Raw genomic sequence first — 16,697 nt, 5'->3', positions numbered from 1 at the left:
CAGGGTCCCCGAACATATAGCCCGCGATCTCGTGCCGGCCTCTTGAGATCGAACTCGACTTAACTTCTTGGAGCCTGGCAGAACAATCTGAGCTCTGCCCGAACAACCACTTATTGTGTGGACCCATTCTCTGCTTCGATCTCCGCGATGTCCTGAAAGCGATCGGCGATTCGGGCGTGCACCCGCCCGCCATTGGCCCCGCCGATGGCAACCATCACTTCGTCGGGAGCGGGAGCGTCCGCGATTTGGAAGTTCGCAGTCAGGAAGTGCGAGCGCCTGCCGTTTTCGCTCTTGTGCATCATAGGCAGCGACAGTAATGCGCCAGGCGCGTTGCGCGTGTTGCAGAACTCAAGATAGGTCGTGCCGCCAACCGCATCGCGAAACAGATTGCCGAAGCGCAGCGTGTGGATCAGCGCCGAGGCATGCTCGATCTCGCCGTTCACGCCTACCGATGCGGCCTTACCGTAGGATTCAATCTCGGTCGACGGCATCAGGGCGATCAACCGCCTCGTGAGCTCGGCGCCGACCTTGGGGGCGATGTCCAGGATATCGGGCCGAAGGTTCTCGACGAAGCCTCGACCTGCCCATGGGTTCTTCAACACCGCCGCAACAACGATTGTGGTGACTGGCTTGCCGGCCACCTTTCCGCCTTCGACAAGAACCTCCTCAATGAAGGTGCAGATTTTCCTGATTTCCATTCGTTCCAACGGCCTTTCCTGCGCAGAATTCGGCGATCAGGCTAGGGGAGGGGTTGGTCACGCGTCTTCCTCTGCTTCGGAGGAAAATCCGGATGTCTCGCGCTCGGAAGACGTGTAGCTTCGGAAGGTCCCGAATTGCTTATATTCGGCTCTCAACGTCCTGGCAGGAACAAATCGGAACGTGAACCAACCGTCGCAAATCCTCTCCTTGCGGGATGCAGCCAGCCTGATCAACTCGGGAGGCGACCTTGGCACGGTGCTGCGCGATCTTGTGTTGGCCGCCTGCCGGCACGCCAAATGGACGATGGGCTCGATCATGAGCATCGACGCGTCACACGGCCATGCCTACGTCATCGTCCGGCATGACCCGACCTTGATCCAGCGTCCATTGCCCGATCGTTGGGAACTCGCCACCAGCCCGTCGATCATCGCCCTGAAACGGAACGAGCCGGTCTACATCCGCGACGCCCGGGTTTCAGAGGAGTTCTCCGGCTATCGCAAGGAGGCGTTCGAACGCGATTACCGCAGCGTCCTGGTCATGCCGATGAATTGCGTCGACGAGGCGGGACGGCCGATGGTGCTCAGCGTCGTCTCCCGCGAGATCATGGACGTTACGGCAGACGATATCGCTTTCATCGGCATGATCGTCCATCTCGGTGAGATCGCGGTCGAGAAACAGCACAAGCTGCGCGACGAAAAGCGCGCGGCGGAACGGCTGCAGAAAGCCTTGCAGGCGCATACGTCGCTTCTGCAGCAGGCCCTGGCGGAAAGCTCGGTGCCTTCGCTTGCCGAAAAGATCAGCGCGCTGGTTCCCAACCCTGTGGTGGTTGTCGATTTCACCGCCAACCTGATCGTCGCCAGCCGCACGCCAAGCGAAAAGCATTTCGACGACGCGGCCTGGCAGCTTGCTGCAAACACGACCTTGCACCGGCAGATCATGAAGGTCGCGCGATCGGCTGTGGATCGACCGCAAAACGAGGCTCACACGTTCTTCCTAGACGACGGTACGCGCCGGCTTCGCGTCAGCGCGAAGATCGAACCTTTGAGCGTGGACGCGGAAGCCGTTGGCGCCTTGGTCGTCTTCGCCATGCAAGAACCGTTCAGCCAGTTGGACCTGCTCTTGCTGGACAGCGCCAAATTCGCGCTCAGCGTCCAGATGATGCGCAGCTTCATCCGCTTCCGGTTCGAAACGCGCACGCTGACGGACCTGTTCATGGAGGTCGTCGAGAACCGCTGGCATGATGCCACCGATGTGATGCAGCGAGCTCAGCGGCTTGGTATCGGGCTGGCGTCACCACGCCAGATGATCGTCGTCGACCTGCCTGAAGCAGCGCAGGGCAGCGCCGGACGTTCTGTCGATCCGCATCACGCCGTGATCCGGCTGCTGCAGCAGAATTCGGTCGCGGCCGGCATCATCGTTGTCGACAACGGCCTCGTCTGTCTGATCCCGCCCGAACTGGGCGACGACAAGGAGCGTATCGCCAAACTGCTGCGCAAGATCGCCGAGGAACTGGGACGCTATTTCGGCCAGGAGCCGTTCGTCGTTCTTTCGGGTCTCTGTACGAAGCTTTCAGACTATCCGGCGGCGTGGGATCGCTGCCGGCGGATGATCCGCATTGGCCGCTCGTTTGGCCGCACCGGCGTGTTTGCCAGCCAGGATTTCGGTCCGTTGCCGATGCTGGTCGCGGCCGCCGATGTCGAGGATGTGCGCGGCTTCGTGCAAGACAGTGTCGGCGCGATCGCCGACCATGATCGCCAGCACGGCACGCCGTACATGGAAACGCTGTTTTCCTATCTGCGCGAAGGTTGCCGCAGCCAGGCCTGCGCCGACGCGATGGGCCTGCACGTGACCACATTGCGATACCGGCTGGCGCGCATCCAGGAACTGTTCGGCGTCGATCTCGATACGCCCGAACGGCGCTTTGCTTTTGAACTCGCCATCCGCTTGCGCGAGGTCATCGACAACCGCGGCTCCCCATAAAAACAACTCCGTCCAGTCTCGGCTGAGCAGACAGTTTCCGGCTTTGGGAACACGACCGTCGCTGACCAGTTCGCGCTTTGCCTTCTTGCTCACAAACACAGCAGCGATCGCCGGACCTGTTCCTATCAACAGGAGGAAGAACGGCGGCAGGTCAGCGGCTAACGTCTCGTGCAATCCGAAGAAGGGAACACGAGGCCAGATGCTGACGACCCCGCAGCCGACGATCGATCCGATTGCGCTGAGAAGGGCATTCGGAACCTTCGTAACCGGCGTCACGGTCATCACCACCCGCGACGCCGATGGCACGCCGCGCGGCATGACGGCGAACTCCTTCACCTCGGTCTCGCTCGATCCGCCGCTTCTCCTGGTTTGCGTCGGCAAGGCGGCTGCCAGCTATGCGGCGTTCAACGCCTCCGATTCCTTCGCGGTCAACCTGCTGCATGAGGGGCAGACCGATGTCTCGGCGGTCTTCGCCTCGAAGGCTCATGACAAATTCGGATCGGTCAGCCATGACCGCGTCCACACCGGCGCGCCAATCCTCAACGAGTGCCTGACCTGGTTCGACTGCACCGTGCACAACCGCGTCGATGCCGGTGATCATGTCGTATTGATCGGAGCGGTGCAGGCCTTCGGCACCAGTCCTTCGGCGCCGCTCGGCTTTTGCCGAGGTCGCTATGCCTCGGTGAAGGATCCGCTGCCGCCGGGCTGGCTTGCCTCGCACTCGATGATCGTCGGCTACCTGATCGAGGCGGACGGAAACATCCTTTTGCGCGCCGACGGCAAGGGCGGCTGGGTACTTCCCAGCGCCAAGAGCCGGAAGGCGGAAAACGAACTCAAGCTCGAAGGTGGCGATGCGCTGACACTGCTGCCGGACGAGACGTTCCTCTATTCCGTCTTCGATGTCGCCGACAGCGATCCCGGCTTCCTTATCTACCGCGCCCGTCTTTCGGGCGCATCGGCCGCGTTCACCGTGCCCGCTGGGTTCAAGTTTTTTCCTCTGGCGGACCTTCCCTATGAGGACATTCCGGCGCGTGAGATTCGCGCGCTGCTGCGCCGCTACAGCCACGAGCGGCACGACGAGCGCTTCAGCATCTACATGGATTCTGGCGATGGCGGGCGTCTCGCCCGCATCGATGGCGGCTCGCAGCCATGGACACAAGGCCCCCAGGACGCCGAACAGGAAAAGCCATGAAGACTTCAGTCAAATCGCTCGAGAATTCTCGCCAGCAGCTTTTCATCGGCGGCGGCTTTGTCGCCCCGAAAGGTGGCCTGTATATTCCCAGCTATGATCCGACGACAGCCAAGCCGTGGTATGAGCTGGCCGAGGCGGACGCCTCCGATGTCGACGCCGCCGTGGCATCCGCGCGGACGGCCTTCGCCGATCCCGCATGGCGCCGGATGACCCAGACCGACCGCGGCAAACTCGTCTATCGCCTGGCGCAACTCGTGCTGGAACATGCCGATGAACTGGCGCTGATCGAGACCCGCGACAATGGCAAGCTCCTCAAGGAGATGCGGGCGCAAATGCGCGCCATGCCGGATTCCTACACCTATTTCGCTGGGATGGCCGACAAGCTTCTGGGCGACACCATCCCCGTCAACAAGCTCGACATGCTCAACTTCAACATGCGCGAGCCGCTTGGCGTCGTCGGCATGATCACGCCATGGAATTCGCCGCTGATGCTGCTCACCGGCACCCTAGCGCCCTGCCTTGCGATCGGCAACACCGTCGTCATCAAGCCATCCGAGCACGCCACCGCCTCGACGCTGGCGCTCGCCGAACTGGTCATGGAAGCCGGGTTCCCGGCCGGCGTCGTCAATGTCGTGACCGGCACCGGCGCCAGTGCGGGCGACGCGCTGACCCGTCATCCCGGTATCGCCAAGATCGTCTTCACCGGCAGCACGGCCACTGGCCGGCGCATCGCCACCAATGCGGCCGCCAACCTGGTTTCGTGCCAGATGGAGCTCGGCGGAAAATCGCCCCATGTCGTCTTTGCCGACGTCGACATGGACCATGCCGTCAATGGCGTGGTCTCCGGCATATTTGCCGCCGCGGGTCAGAGCTGCGTTGCCGGATCACGCTGTTTCGTCGAGGCCAGTGTCTATACCCGGTTCGTCGACGCCCTGGTCGAGCGGACCAAACGAATCAGGGTCGGCCATCCCTTGAACGACGATACCGATATGGGCCCGCTGGCGCTTTCGGCGCAGCTTGCCAAGGTCGAAAGCTACGTAGCCTCCGGTGTCCATCAGGGGGCAAGGATCGCGGCCGGTGGCCGCAGGCCGCAATCCGCCGAGCTCGCGGATGGCTGGTATTTCGAGCCGACCGTCATGGTCGATGCCAGCAACGACATGGACTTCATGCAGGAGGAGATCTTTGGACCCGTCGTCGGCGTCATACCTTTCTCTTCGGAAGAGGAGATGACCGCGCTCGCCAATGACACGCGCTACGGCCTGTCGTCCGGCATCTGGACCAAGGACATCGACTGCGCGCTGCGCTTTGCCCGCAATGTCGATGCCGGAACGGTCTGGATCAACACCTATCGCGCCTCCTCCTTCATGTCGGCCAATGGCGGCTTCAAGGAAAGCGGCTATGGCCGCCGCGGTGGGCTCGACGTGATGGAGGAGTTCTCGCGCCTGAAGAACATCATGATCGATTATTCCGGGGCCATGCAGGACCCGTTCGTCATTCGCCTGCGCTGACACCATCCAGGCCGACCAAACAGTACGGGACAAGACAATGAAATTTGCAGTGTCGCTGACTATGGAGCGCTTCTCGCCCGACATGCCGATGTCGAAGGTGAAGAGCAATCTGCTCGAACTGGCTCAAATGGCTGACGAGGGTGGCTTCGAGACGCTGTGGACCGCCGAGCATCACACGATCGAATGCACCATCTCGCCCAATCCGCTGATGACTCTGACCTGGCTGGCGCAGCACACCCAGCAGATCCGGCTCGGCACCTCGACACTGGTAGCGCCTTACTGGAGCCCGATCCGGTTGGCCGGCGAGGCGGCGCTTTGCGACCATCTGACCGGCGGCCGGTTGGAGTTCGGCATTGCCCGCGGCTCCTACCAGTACGAGTTCGACCGCATGGCCGGCGGCATGCAGCAGCAGGAGGGCGTTGCCTATCTGAAGGAGTTGGTGCCGGCGGTGAAAAAACTGTGGGCCGAGGACTATGCGCATGACGGCCACTACTGGAAATTTCCGCTCGCTGCCGGCGTACCCAAGCCCTTGCAGACGCCGCATCCGCCGATCTGGGTCGCGGCTCGTGACCCCGGCACATTCGACTGGGCCGTCGGCATCGGCGCGAACATTCTGTCGACACCGCTTTCAGCACCGGCCGCCGAGATTGCCGTGCTCGGCGAAAAATTCCGCAAGGCGGCCGCCGATCACCCGGAAGTGCCGCGCCCACGCCTGATGATGCAGCGCCGCACCTGCATCTACGACAGGCCGGATGAATGGGAAGTCGCGGTCCGGCACGCCATCGACTATGGGCGCGCCTTCGAGAACTTGTTCCAGAACATAGGCACGGTGGAGAACGGTTTCCCCGAAGCTGTCCCTTACGAAAGCGTCAAGGGCAAAGACAACTACAACCCAGAGAGCATCCGCAAGAACCTGATGTTCGGCACGCCCGACGAGATCATCGAGAAGCTTGAGGACTACGAGGCGGCGGGCGTCGATCAATACTGCCTTGGGCTCACTTTCAATCTGCCGTTCGAGCTGCAGAAAAAGACGATCAAACTGTTCGTTGACGAGGTCATGCCGCACTTCGCCGAGCGGGATCGCGCCAAGGCTGTCGCGGTGGGGCGTTGAGGGCGATGGCGGCCGGTTCCTTCGTCAACGGCGACGTCACGCTCAACTATCGTGTCGACGGGAACGGGCCACAGCAGCTGTTCTGTATTCACGGTGTCGGTTCTTATCTGGAAGCGTGGAACGGGGTCGTGGCTCGCTTGCCGGGGCAATTCACGGTGCTGACATTCGATCTTCGTGGTCACGGCCGGTCGGCGCGTATCAAGGGTCGTTACGAAATCGACGATTTCGTCAATGACACGCTGGCCTTGGCCGACCATGTCGGCTTCGCAAGCTTTCACTTGGCCGGCTTCTCGCTGGGTGGCCTGATCGCCCAGCGCCTAGCGCTTACCCATCCCGATCGGCTCCGCCGGCTCGTGCTGCTGGCGACCGTTGCCGGACGTTCATCGGAGGAACGCCAGGCGGTTCTCGGCCGTCTTGCCGCCCTGACCGCCAGCCAGCCGAGCGCCCATCATGCCGCATCGCTGTCGCGCTGGCTGACGGAGGATTTTCAGGAGCGCAATCCGGATGTGATTGCCGAGCTGCGCCGCCGCGACGCCGAAAACGATCCGGCATGCTACGCCGCCGCGTATCGGGTGCTGGCCGAGACCGATTTCGGCGGCGTTCTAGACCAGATCAGGGCGCCGACGCTTGTTATCACCGGCGAGGACGACCAGGGATCCAACCCGCGCATGGCGCGCCACATGCACCATCAGATCCGTGGTTCGCGGCTGGAGATCCTGCCGAGATTGCGGCATTCGATCCTTGTCGAGGCGCCCGAATGGGTTGCCGGCCTCATGGCGGACTTTCTGATCGAACACGCGCAACGGGTGGAGGCGACCAGCCATGGATAACGAGCTGCAGAAAGCCGGCGAAGCAGTTCGGCGTGCTGTTCTCGGCGACGATTATGTCGATCGCGCAATCGGCAACGCCGACGACTTCTCACGGCCCTTCCAGGATATCCTCAACGAGTATTGCTGGGGCACATGCTGGACGGACGAGGCGCTCGACCTCAAGCAGCGCAGCCTGCTCAATCTCGGCATGCTGGCGGCTTTGGGGCGGATGCATGAATTCGGCGTGCATTTCCGCGGTGCGATGCGCAACGGTCTGAGCGACGAGGAGCTCCGTGCCGCGTTGATCCAGATCGCCGTCTATTGCGGCATTCCGGCCGGCGTCGAGAGCTTTCGTATCGCGCGCGCGGTTCGCGACGAGATGAAGGCCGAACCGGGATGACGAGTAGGTCGCATCGCTGGCCACGACGGCATGGGTCTCCGCTACGTGCACTTAGCATTCTTCCGAGCAACCGGTGCGACAAACCTCCTCTGCCTCGCGGGAAGACGGCGGTAGGTGGCTCATCTCTAATTTAGCAAATAACAACAAAGGGAACGGAACATATGAAAACATCAGCTAAACTGACTACGCTGGCGGCTTCGCTGGCTTTTGCCTTGGCGACGCTTCCGGCCTACGCCGGAGCCGTGCTCGACCGCGTCGTGGCGGCCGGCACGCTGAAGGTCGCCACCGACGCCAATTGGGCGCCGCAGTCCTTCCTCAATGCGAACAATGAACTGGACGGCTTCGATGTCGACGTGGCCAAGGAGATTGGCAAGCGCATCGGGGTCAAGGTTGAATTCCTGACGCCGGGCTGGGACATCATCACCGCCGGCAACTGGGTCGGCCGCTGGGACATGCATGTCGGCTCGATGACACCCACCAAGAAGCGGGCCGAGATTTTCGATTTTCCTGCCGTTTACTACTACACTCCAGCCGCCGTTGCCGTTCACAAGGACAGCAAGGCCACGTCGTTGAGTGATCTGGATGGCAAGGTTGTCGGCGCGACGACGACATCGACCTTCGAAGCCTATGCCAAGAAGGATCTGACGCTCGACGCGGCCGGCGCTCCGCCATTTGAGTACAAGCTCAATCCGAAAACCGTGCATTCCTACGAGAACTCCACCACGGCATTCGACGACCTGCGGATCGGGGATGGCGTTCGGCTCGACGCCGTCGTTTCGTCCCTGCCCAGCATCCTTGATGCCGTGAAGGCCGGCTATCCGATCAAGCAGATTGGCGAACCGGTGTTTTATGAACCGCTGGCCGTCGCCATCGAACACGGCGATCCTGAATTCTCGGCCAAGATCGCCGATGCGGTGAAGGCCATGAAAGGAGACGGCACGCTCAGCACGTTGTCCAAGAAATGGTACGGGGTGGACTATTCGGTCGTGAAATAGTCTCAACTTTCGTTGGTGGTCCGCTGAAGCGGGCCGCCGAACCATCCGAGGGGACAGACGATGCTTTACCCGGATACCGTCGAAGCAGACATTCTCGTGCACAAGCCATGGTTTGTCGCGACGATGTTCAGCGTCGTCTTCGCGATCTTCCTTGCCTTCAACCTGGCCTCGACGGGCTTTGGCGAATTGATGCGCCCGGTTATCGGCGAACCATCCCAGAGCGGTCTCTATGGCAGGTTTGCCATTGCGTTCGTCATCGCACTTCTGTTCGTCTTCAATGTCGTCCTGATCGGCTTCGCCTCGCTGCGCATCCAGATCGCCATCGTCTGGTTCGAACTCCTGCTGCTCTTCCTGGCCTTCTTCGAGACCTTTCATCTCAGCCTGCCCTTCATCTGGGAAAAGCTGCCGTTTCTGATTTCCCAGGGCGTCGTGACCACCCTTTACGTCTCGGCGATCTCCATCATCATCGCCTCCCTGATCGCCATACTGGGTGCCGTCGCCAAACTGTCCACCAACGGCTTCGCCTATGCCATCGCCAGCTTCTACACATCGTTCTTTCGCGGGCTGCCGCTCCTGATGCAGGTCTATCTGATCTATCTTGGCTTGCCCCAGTTGGGCTTCGTCGTCGGCGCCGTCCCGGCCGGCATCCTGGCGCTGTCGCTGTGCTACGGAGCCTACATGACCGAGATTTTCCGATCAGGAATCCAGAGCATCGACCGTGGTCAATGGGAGGCGTCGCGCTCCATGGGCTTTGGCTTTTCGCTGACCATGCGCAGGATCATCCTGCCGCAGGCGCTTCCCGTGATCATTCCGCCGACAGGTAACCAGTTCATCTCAATGCTCAAGGACAGTTCGCTGGTATCGGTCATCGGCGTCTGGGAATTGATGTTCCTTGCCCGCACGCTCGGTCAGAAAACCTTCCAGCACATGGAAATGCTTATTTCGGCTTCGGTCATCTACTGGATGCTGTCGATCTGCCTCGAGCTGATCCAGTCTCGCATCGAACGGCACTATGCCAGGAGCAAGGTGCGATGAGCGCGCAACCGATCATTGAAGCCAAGGCCGTTTCCAAATGGTACGGTCAATTCCATGCGCTGAAGGACATCAACCTGACGGTCCACAAGGGCGAACGCATCGTCATCTGCGGGCCGTCCGGTTCGGGCAAGTCCACCCTGATCCGCTGCTTCAATCGCCTCGAAGCGCATCAGGCTGGCGACATCCGCGTAAACGGCATCCATCTCCATCCAAGGATGAAGAACGTCGCCGAAGTGCGCAGCAATGTCGGCATGGTCTTCCAGCACTTTAACCTGTTTCCGCATATGACTGTGCTGATGAACTGCATGGCCGGTCCGATGTGGGTCAAAGGCGTCTCGGCGGCGGAAGCACGCAAGACCGCCCTCCAGTTCCTGGAGCGCGTGCGCATCCCCGAACAGGCCAACAAATTCCCGGTGCAACTGTCCGGCGGCCAGCAGCAGCGCGTCGCGATTGCACGGAGCCTGTGCATGAAGCCGGCGGTGATGCTCTTCGACGAGCCGACGTCGGCACTCGATCCCGAAATGGTGTCGGAAGTGCTGGACACTATGACCGGCCTCGCGCGCGACGGCATGACCATGGTTTGCGTTACTCATGAAATGGGTTTTGCCCGCGCGGTTGCCGACCGCGTGATCTTCATGGATGCAGGCCAGATCGTCGAGGAAGGCAAGCCGGACAGCTTCTTCGGGAGCCCTCAGCACGCCCGGACCAGGCTGTTTCTCAGCCAGATTTTGAAACACTGACCTAGCTAGCCGCTCCCAGGATTTTATGGGGTTGAGCTCTTATCGACCTTCTTGTGGTGTTTACTACTATGGTCCCCACGAGACGGTCTTCCGATTGGCCAGTGCCACCAGGATTCCTACGGTTATGGCCTACCTATAAATCGGCGGGCAAGGTCGCATTCTTGGCGTTTGCATTCTACAGCCTTGCCGCTAAGGCGTGCCCTTCGCTGTTTGCGTGCCCTGAGCGAGACGGCGAAGGTGGGTGCGTGCCAAACGAAGGGGCGGCGGCTGGCGCTCGATTTGGCCGAAAAGGCAGTGACGTTCTGCTCGTGCCGCAACTGCGGCGCGATGCCCTTGACAGGGCCGCGCCAGACATTGTTGCCGAGGTCGATAGGAGACGGTTACTGATAAGTCGCTGACCCTGATAGGTGATAAGTCGTAAGCGTTCAATTCTGACACCAAATCAGAATCGAGCGTTTGGATCTTTCCAATTCCAGGGCAGAAGATCGTCGAGACGGCTCATTGGATGGCCGTTGGACATGCGCTCGAGCACGTCCCTGAGATAGCTGAAAGGCTCGACCTCATTCAGCTTGGCGGTGGTGAGAAGCGATGCGACGATGGCCCACCGGTCGGCACCGCCATCAGAGCCCGCGAATAGATGGTTCTTGCGACCGAGTGCGACTGGACGGATCGCTCGCTCTACCGTGTTGTTGTCGAGTTCGATCCTGCCATCGTCGAGGAAGCGGCATAGCGCGGGCCAGCGAGCAAGCGTGTACCGGATTGCCTCGGCGAGAGCGCTGCGCGTTGGGACACGGATGAGCTGGCTTTCCAGCCATGGCTTCATGGCGTCAACCAGTGTGCGAGACCGGGCTAGGCGGATACGCTGTCGGTCGCCAGCAGGTTGCCCGCGAGCGTCCTGCTCAATTGCGTAGAGTTCGCCGATGCGGCGCAGGACCTCCTCGGCAATCGGCGATGCGATTGCCTGATGGACGTCGTAGAACTTCCTGCGTGCATGAGCCCAGCAGGCCGCCAGCACAATATCGCCGCGCGCCGTCAGCTGTTCAAAACCGGCATAGCCGTCGACCTGCAAGATACCTCGGAAGCGAGCCAGATGAACGGCTGGCCGCTCGGCTCGGCGGTCCTGGCTGTAGAAGTAGATTGCCGCCGGCGGATCTGATCCGCCCCACGGTCGATCATCCCGGGCATAGACCCATAGCCGTCCGGTTCGTGTCCGACCTCGACCGGGATCGAGGACCGGGATCGGTGTGTCGTCCGCAAACAGCTTGGAAGACGCCAAGACCTGTTCGGCAAGCCGTGCTCGCAGTGGCTCGAGCCACCATGCGGCGCCACCGACCCAGTTCGCGAGCGTCGAGCGGTTGAGTTCGACCCCATGACGGGCAAAGATCTGGGACTGACGATAGAGCGGAAGATGGTCGCAGTATTTGCTGACCAGCACATGGGCAAGAAGGCCTGCGCTTGCCAATCCCTTTGCAATTGGGCGCTCGGGTGCCGGTGCTTGATGGATCTTTCCGCAGGCGCGACAACCATATTTGGGGCGCCGTATGCGCAGCACGCGCAAGCGCGCCGGCACATAGTCCAGCATCTCGCTAACACTCTCGCCGATCTCATGGATCGGTCCGCCACAGCCAGGGCAGACCTGGCTGTCGATGTCGAGATGCCTGTCCTCACGTTCCAGATGATCAGGTAGGCTCAGACGCTCGGCTGGTCGTGCAGGTGCCACTTTCTTGTCCGGCCTCTCCGGCAGCCCTGTCTCTGCCCGAGCGACGTCGGCATCGAGATCCTCAAGGCCAAGCTGCAATTGGTCATTGTCGAGACGCTCGGAGCGCCGTCCGAACTGAATACGTTGCAGTGCCTTTACGATGTTCCGCAGCCGATCGATCTCGGCTTGCGCCTCGGTGCGATCATGGTCGCGTGCCGTTACCAGGTCGCTGATCATTCGATGCAGCGTATCGATGTCATCCGGCAGGGCCGCGAGATCGATGGTCATGCACTGGATTTTACGCCTGTCTGCGTCCGGAACCGAAGGCTTTTTGAGCTGTGAGTCAATCCGTCGCAGCCGCGGATTACCCCGCCACGGCCGGTTTCCACCGGCGTTCGGGCGCACGCCAGTCGATGCCCTCAATGAGCATCGACAACTGCGTCGAGGTCAGGCTCACAGTGCCTCCTGCGTGTCCTGCGGCGGGCCAGTCAAAGTGGCCATGCTCCAGCCGTTTCGTGAACAGGCACAGACCAGTGCCATCCCAGAACAGGATTTTGATGAGGTTCGCCTTGCGGCCGCGGAAGGCAAACAGATGGCCCGAGAACGGGTCCTGCTTCAGGACACCCTGGACGAGCATGGCCAGGCCGTCGATGCCCTTGCGCATATCCGTGACGCCGAGCGCGATGTGAACCTTTACGCCTGAGGAAGCCAACATCATCGCGCGTCTCCCTCAAGAACGGCAACCAATCGCCGAACCGTCTCGGGGTCGACATCGCGCTCGAAGCGAACCCGCCGCCCGCCGATCAGCTCAACCTCGATTCCTGAGGCGCGCTCGACGATGATCGGTGCAGGCATCGGCATGGTAGGCTCTGAGCAAGACGCAAGCGTTGATTGCTCTGGTGCATCGCTGATCACGACGGGAACGATGGTCGACCCGACTGGCGGGACTAACTCCTTCCGCCAGCGGAATAAGACTCTAGCTGCAATCCCGTATTTTTTGGCGATGCTGGATACTGAGACTTCTTCACGACAGGCTTCCTCGACGATCCGCCGCTTGTCAGCCTCACTAAAGTTGCGTCTCGAGCCAGCACCGCTCGATCGGGCCGATGGGATGTAGCTCGACGGCGCAGCGGAAATTTCCTTAGTCCTAGGACTAGTCATAGGACTAAGCCCTCCATTGCGCCGATAGAGCACCTTGCGGGGGAGGGCGCGATCCTCGTGTTTGAACTTGGCACGCCAGTTCCCGAACCGCTTTAACGGCAGCCCATGGGCCTCGCAGTATTCTCTTTGATTCAAATCGCTTGCGCGCCAGCTGGCCAAATGCGCTCGCCAGAAAGCCTCCAGTTCCGCGGCTTTGGTGGCCTTCAATCGGGGCATGCCTCTTCTCCTTTGCGGCAAAATTCGCCGTGCAAAAGAGATCGGGACCCTTACGCTGCTAACAAGTGTGCATTCCCTGGACGCTTACGATAAGTCCCATCGAGCACCAGATAAATGGCGGCTAATTCCCTGTTATTTCAAATAGGGAATTTAGTCGCAAACCACGGAAATTTCAGAGACATTCCGATCGACTCGAATCTGAATTCCCTGCAAATGACGAAAATACCCTGTATTTAGCCTGGTATCAGGGAATATTGAGGCAGAGACTAGTTCGCTCCTGACTGCCACCACCACCAAGTTTCTCTTAATATTTCCAAGACCTTAGAGGCCGGCTTTTTGGGCTCCGTCTCTCTGGTCGGCTCGGCGCATTGCCGGGGCACCCCCGGAGCGAATGTCGGCTCTGAAAGTTTATTTTGCCGACCCGCTATGACCTCACCGAAGCCTTCAGGCTTAGGGCGACTGGGTCTCGCTTTTATAGGTGTCCGGGAATGCCTGAAATACGCACCGGGTGGACGCGGCGGATTACAAAACGAAGATTCTGACTATGACGGACGCTGTCAACAGAACGACCGATCTAATGTCCATGAAAGGCTTTTGGACTGCGGCAAGCGATTTGACGGTCGCTCGCAATAGGCTGAATAGCAAACTGCAGAAAGCCATATCGTTTCACCCTACCCGAAGGTGGCGGACCTTTTTTGGGTGGGTTCGCAGGCTTGCTTTACACAATGAAATTTCCGCCCCACGGAGGGAAGCCACAACGGGGGAAGTTTTTCATGAAGAAGTATGTGAAGCCAACACTCGAAAAGCGTGAGACGCTTTCGGCGGTGACCGCGAGTAAATGCATCAGCAACTGCAAGCCGGTCTGATCTCTCGACATAGCGATTTGTTCGCCCGCCTCGGTTCACGCCGGGGCGGGCTTTTTCTGTGAGCTCATGCGGAGATGCCACCCCGGAGCCAAGATCGATTCAAACATGCTGCTTGGATACTCGCTGGCCGAGCTGACGGTGCAGGCATTGCGAAACGACCCCTGATCGAGGCGACGGCGCACGCCGGCGAGAATCAAATACTCCCGAAAATGGACGGGCAGACCAATTGCCGGCGCCACAGGTATGGATAAGAATAGCAGCCGCCGTCAGATCGACGAATCGTCGGGGATTGGGGCCCTCGGCATGCAACGCACCCCGGGGGACAATCATGGCACCTTATTACAGGCCCAATTCGGGCATGAAACGCGGTTTGATGAAACCGGGGGACATACTCGTCAACACAAGCACATTCAAACCGGCCCATTGCGGAATAGTCGTGAAGGGGCTCGATGTCATTCATGCCACGGGCAAAGGAATCAAGGTCGACGACATCGACCTCTGGGGCAATGAGGCGGACATATTCAGGCCGACGGTCGACCTCACCGGTGACGAGGTCGACAGAGTCGACTCGATCGCCAACGAAATCAAGAATTCCGCCGTCTACGGAATAGGTCGCGCCGTCTTCAAGAGCACGTTCAGCACGCATACTGCGGGTGCCGGCCTGCAGAAGCGGCTCGACAAGTACCGCGAGCGGCTGAAGAACCATCAAGGCGTCGTCAAGCACGTCTATTGCTCGGAACTGGTCATCCTCTGCTACCAGCTGGCATGGGAGAACGACCGCCACCGCCTGTTCATCGACCTGGACGGAAAGCATACTTGGCCGAGCACCCTGCGGCGCCACCTGAAGAATACCATTCACTGGCAGCATCTGGGCGAGTTCGCGCCGCAGTAGCAGCGGCGGATGGCCGCCGGTTCAACGCGCCAATTCGGCGTCCCGGTCAGCGCGCCGGACGCCAGGCGCTCGCGTTTCGCGACCAGGCGGGAGCGCCGCGGGTCCGGCAAGGCTGGGTGCGGCCACCGGGAATACCAGCCAATTGAGCGCATCCCAGCCCCATTCGTGGTACAAATCACCCAGGAGAACCTGATACTTCCGCAACAACCACGCTACGTGGGAACGCCTACGCGCTTACGACGCGCGACCCGGCGAGGTCATTACATGTCAGAAACTCGCATCGACGGTTTAGACGATGTTTCGGTCTGGGATGGAGCCGATCCGGATCTCGTTGCCCAAAAGGCCATTGAACTCTACGGCGCCGATGCGCTGACGGCCGCCGCTCATTGCGGTCTGAGCGCGAATTTTGACGGTCGGGAGCGTGATTTCCGCTTCTGGGTCAAGGTGTTCCGGTTGCTGGGGAGCGGGCAGCCGGCGCTACGACCGCCCCAGCAAACATACTTGGCAGCCATCGCAGAGCCCCTTTTCTGACTGGTTGCGCAGATTATTGCCCTCTAGGCTTTTGACTTTCGCTTGGAAGGTGCTTTCACGGGCGCCGCTTTTCTACCGAGGCCCGCCGCCTTTGCGAGAGCGGACCGCTGAGCTGCATAATCGGCCGAAACGATGGGATAATCAGGCGGCAGATTCCATTTCTGGCGGTACTCGTCGGGCGTCATCCCAAGCAGGCTGAGATGGCGCTTCATTGACTTGAACTTGCGACCGTCCTCCAGCGACACGATGTAGTCGGGAAACACCGACCGCTTCGGGTTGACGGCAGGCGTCTGCACGGGCCGTTCGACGATTGCAGGCGGACCAAGATTTGAAATCGAGAGATAAACCGAAGCAATCAGATCCGGCAGGTTAGCCGAGGGTATGGAATTATTTTGCACATATGCGGCGACAATTTCTGTTGTCAGTCCGATTAGTTCTGCCGAGCGACGGTCGGTCTCTTCTGTCATCTCGCGGTCCTTGTAACATCGATTTCAGGATTTCTATTGAGGCAGCGGCGGGGATGCAACGCCATCATCGGACATATTCGGCCCTTCGATCGTATCCGTTGATCCATGGTTAAGATGGCCGGCGCCGCTTGGGAGTTCGCGATGGCGCCGGCCAGGCGGGTATCAGGTCCGCCGCGCGACAAGACTAGTTGAGTCGCTGAGATGCGGCATGGCGTGATCGCGGAAGTTCAACGCGGCATCTGGTGCCCGAGGGAATTGCCTCGCGCCTTGTTCGTTGGATCGCAAGGGGATCATGCGGGCCTGGCTGGCGAGGCAGTGGGCGTTTCGCACTGCTTGCCGAACCCCTTTTTGACGAGATTCGACCCGCACCGGGCTTCTGAACCAGTACCGAGTGCC

Annotated in this window: 16 protein-coding genes; 11 read left to right on the top strand and 5 right to left on the bottom strand. The window is 60.5% G+C overall.

Going from position 1 to position 16,697, the window contains the following annotated elements; translation table 11 throughout:
• Nucleotides 1-110 precede the first annotated feature (110 nt).
• Nucleotides 111-698: an amino acid synthesis family protein gene (locus ABVQ20_RS19670; RefSeq protein ID WP_354462221.1), complete on the bottom strand. Its 588-nt coding sequence runs from the start codon at nt 696-698 to the stop codon at nt 111-113.
• Nucleotides 699-879: 181 nt separating this feature from the next.
• Here ABVQ20_RS19670 and ABVQ20_RS19665 point away from each other — a divergent pair, with 181 nt between their 5' ends.
• The 9 genes from ABVQ20_RS19665 (at nt 880) to ABVQ20_RS19625 (ending at nt 10,469) form a co-directional block, all read left to right on the top strand.
• Nucleotides 880-2,679, top strand: coding sequence for a helix-turn-helix domain-containing protein (locus ABVQ20_RS19665; RefSeq protein ID WP_354461162.1), 1,800 nt, complete (start codon nt 880-882; stop codon nt 2,677-2,679).
• 199 nt (nt 2,680-2,878) lie between these two features.
• The gene (locus ABVQ20_RS19660) at nt 2,879-3,871 is read left to right on the top strand and encodes a flavin reductase (RefSeq protein WP_354461161.1); all 993 of its coding nucleotides are present in this window, start codon (nt 2,879-2,881) and stop codon (nt 3,869-3,871) included.
• Nucleotides 3,868-5,379, top strand: coding sequence for an aldehyde dehydrogenase (locus ABVQ20_RS19655; RefSeq protein WP_354461160.1), 1,512 nt, complete (start codon nt 3,868-3,870; stop codon nt 5,377-5,379). The genes ABVQ20_RS19660 and ABVQ20_RS19655 overlap by 4 nt, the downstream gene beginning before the upstream one ends.
• 37 nt (nt 5,380-5,416) lie before the next feature.
• On the top strand, nt 5,417-6,490 hold the full coding sequence (locus tag ABVQ20_RS19650; RefSeq protein ID WP_354461159.1) for an LLM class flavin-dependent oxidoreductase: 1,074 nt from the start codon (nt 5,417-5,419) through the stop codon (nt 6,488-6,490).
• Nucleotides 6,491-6,495: 5 nt separating this feature from the next.
• The gene (locus ABVQ20_RS19645; protein WP_354461158.1) at nt 6,496-7,320 is read left to right on the top strand and encodes an alpha/beta fold hydrolase; all 825 of its coding nucleotides are present in this window, start codon (nt 6,496-6,498) and stop codon (nt 7,318-7,320) included.
• Nucleotides 7,313-7,699, top strand: coding sequence for a carboxymuconolactone decarboxylase family protein (locus ABVQ20_RS19640; RefSeq protein WP_354461157.1), 387 nt, complete (start codon nt 7,313-7,315; stop codon nt 7,697-7,699). Before ABVQ20_RS19645 ends, ABVQ20_RS19640 begins: the two co-directional genes overlap by 8 nt.
• A 161-nt stretch (nt 7,700-7,860) precedes the next feature.
• Nucleotides 7,861-8,694 (top strand): transporter substrate-binding domain-containing protein, encoded by an 834-nt coding sequence (locus ABVQ20_RS19635; protein WP_354461156.1) that lies wholly within the window; start codon nt 7,861-7,863, stop codon nt 8,692-8,694.
• A 60-nt stretch (nt 8,695-8,754) separates the two neighbouring features.
• The gene (locus ABVQ20_RS19630; RefSeq protein WP_354461155.1) at nt 8,755-9,729 is read left to right on the top strand and encodes an amino acid ABC transporter permease; all 975 of its coding nucleotides are present in this window, start codon (nt 8,755-8,757) and stop codon (nt 9,727-9,729) included.
• Entirely contained in the window at nt 9,726-10,469 is a 744-nt protein-coding gene (locus ABVQ20_RS19625) for an amino acid ABC transporter ATP-binding protein (RefSeq protein WP_354461154.1), read from the top strand. Before ABVQ20_RS19630 ends, ABVQ20_RS19625 begins: the two co-directional genes overlap by 4 nt.
• Before the next feature lie 442 nt (nt 10,470-10,911).
• Here ABVQ20_RS19625 and tnpC read toward each other — a convergent pair whose 3' ends face one another.
• The 3 genes from tnpC to tnpA form a co-directional block, all read right to left on the bottom strand.
• A complete protein-coding gene (tnpC, locus tag ABVQ20_RS19620; RefSeq protein WP_435528390.1) occupies nt 10,912-12,456 on the bottom strand; it encodes an IS66 family transposase in 1,545 nt (514 codons plus the stop codon).
• A gap of 76 nt (nt 12,457-12,532) precedes the next feature.
• Nucleotides 12,533-12,886, bottom strand: coding sequence for an IS66 family insertion sequence element accessory protein TnpB (tnpB, locus tag ABVQ20_RS19615; protein ID WP_354461153.1), 354 nt, complete (start codon nt 12,884-12,886; stop codon nt 12,533-12,535).
• Nucleotides 12,883-13,545: an IS66-like element accessory protein TnpA gene (gene tnpA / locus ABVQ20_RS19610; RefSeq protein WP_354461152.1), complete on the bottom strand. Its 663-nt coding sequence runs from the start codon at nt 13,543-13,545 to the stop codon at nt 12,883-12,885. Before tnpA ends, tnpB begins: the two co-directional genes overlap by 4 nt.
• A 1,302-nt stretch (nt 13,546-14,847) precedes the next feature.
• Between tnpA and ABVQ20_RS19605 the strand changes: the two genes are divergently transcribed.
• Nucleotides 14,848-15,303 carry a hypothetical protein gene (locus tag ABVQ20_RS19605; RefSeq protein ID WP_354461151.1) on the top strand — a complete coding sequence of 152 codons (456 nt, stop codon included), beginning with the start codon at nt 14,848-14,850 and terminating at the stop codon, nt 15,301-15,303.
• A 264-nt stretch (nt 15,304-15,567) separates the two neighbouring features.
• The gene (locus ABVQ20_RS19600) at nt 15,568-15,834 is read left to right on the top strand and encodes a Y4oE-related protein (RefSeq protein WP_354461150.1); all 267 of its coding nucleotides are present in this window, start codon (nt 15,568-15,570) and stop codon (nt 15,832-15,834) included.
• A 23-nt stretch (nt 15,835-15,857) separates the two neighbouring features.
• On the opposite strand, the gene ABVQ20_RS19595 is transcribed toward ABVQ20_RS19600, so the two are convergent.
• Nucleotides 15,858-16,301, bottom strand: coding sequence for a Ros/MucR family transcriptional regulator (locus ABVQ20_RS19595; RefSeq protein ID WP_354461149.1), 444 nt, complete (start codon nt 16,299-16,301; stop codon nt 15,858-15,860).
• Nucleotides 16,302-16,697: the final 396 nt, after the last annotated feature.

Origin of the sequence: Mesorhizobium shangrilense (assembly GCF_040537815.1) — a bacterium.
Lineage (GTDB): Bacteria > Pseudomonadota > Alphaproteobacteria > Rhizobiales > Rhizobiaceae > Mesorhizobium > Mesorhizobium shangrilense.
This window is presented reverse-complemented; position numbering and strand designations above follow the sequence as displayed.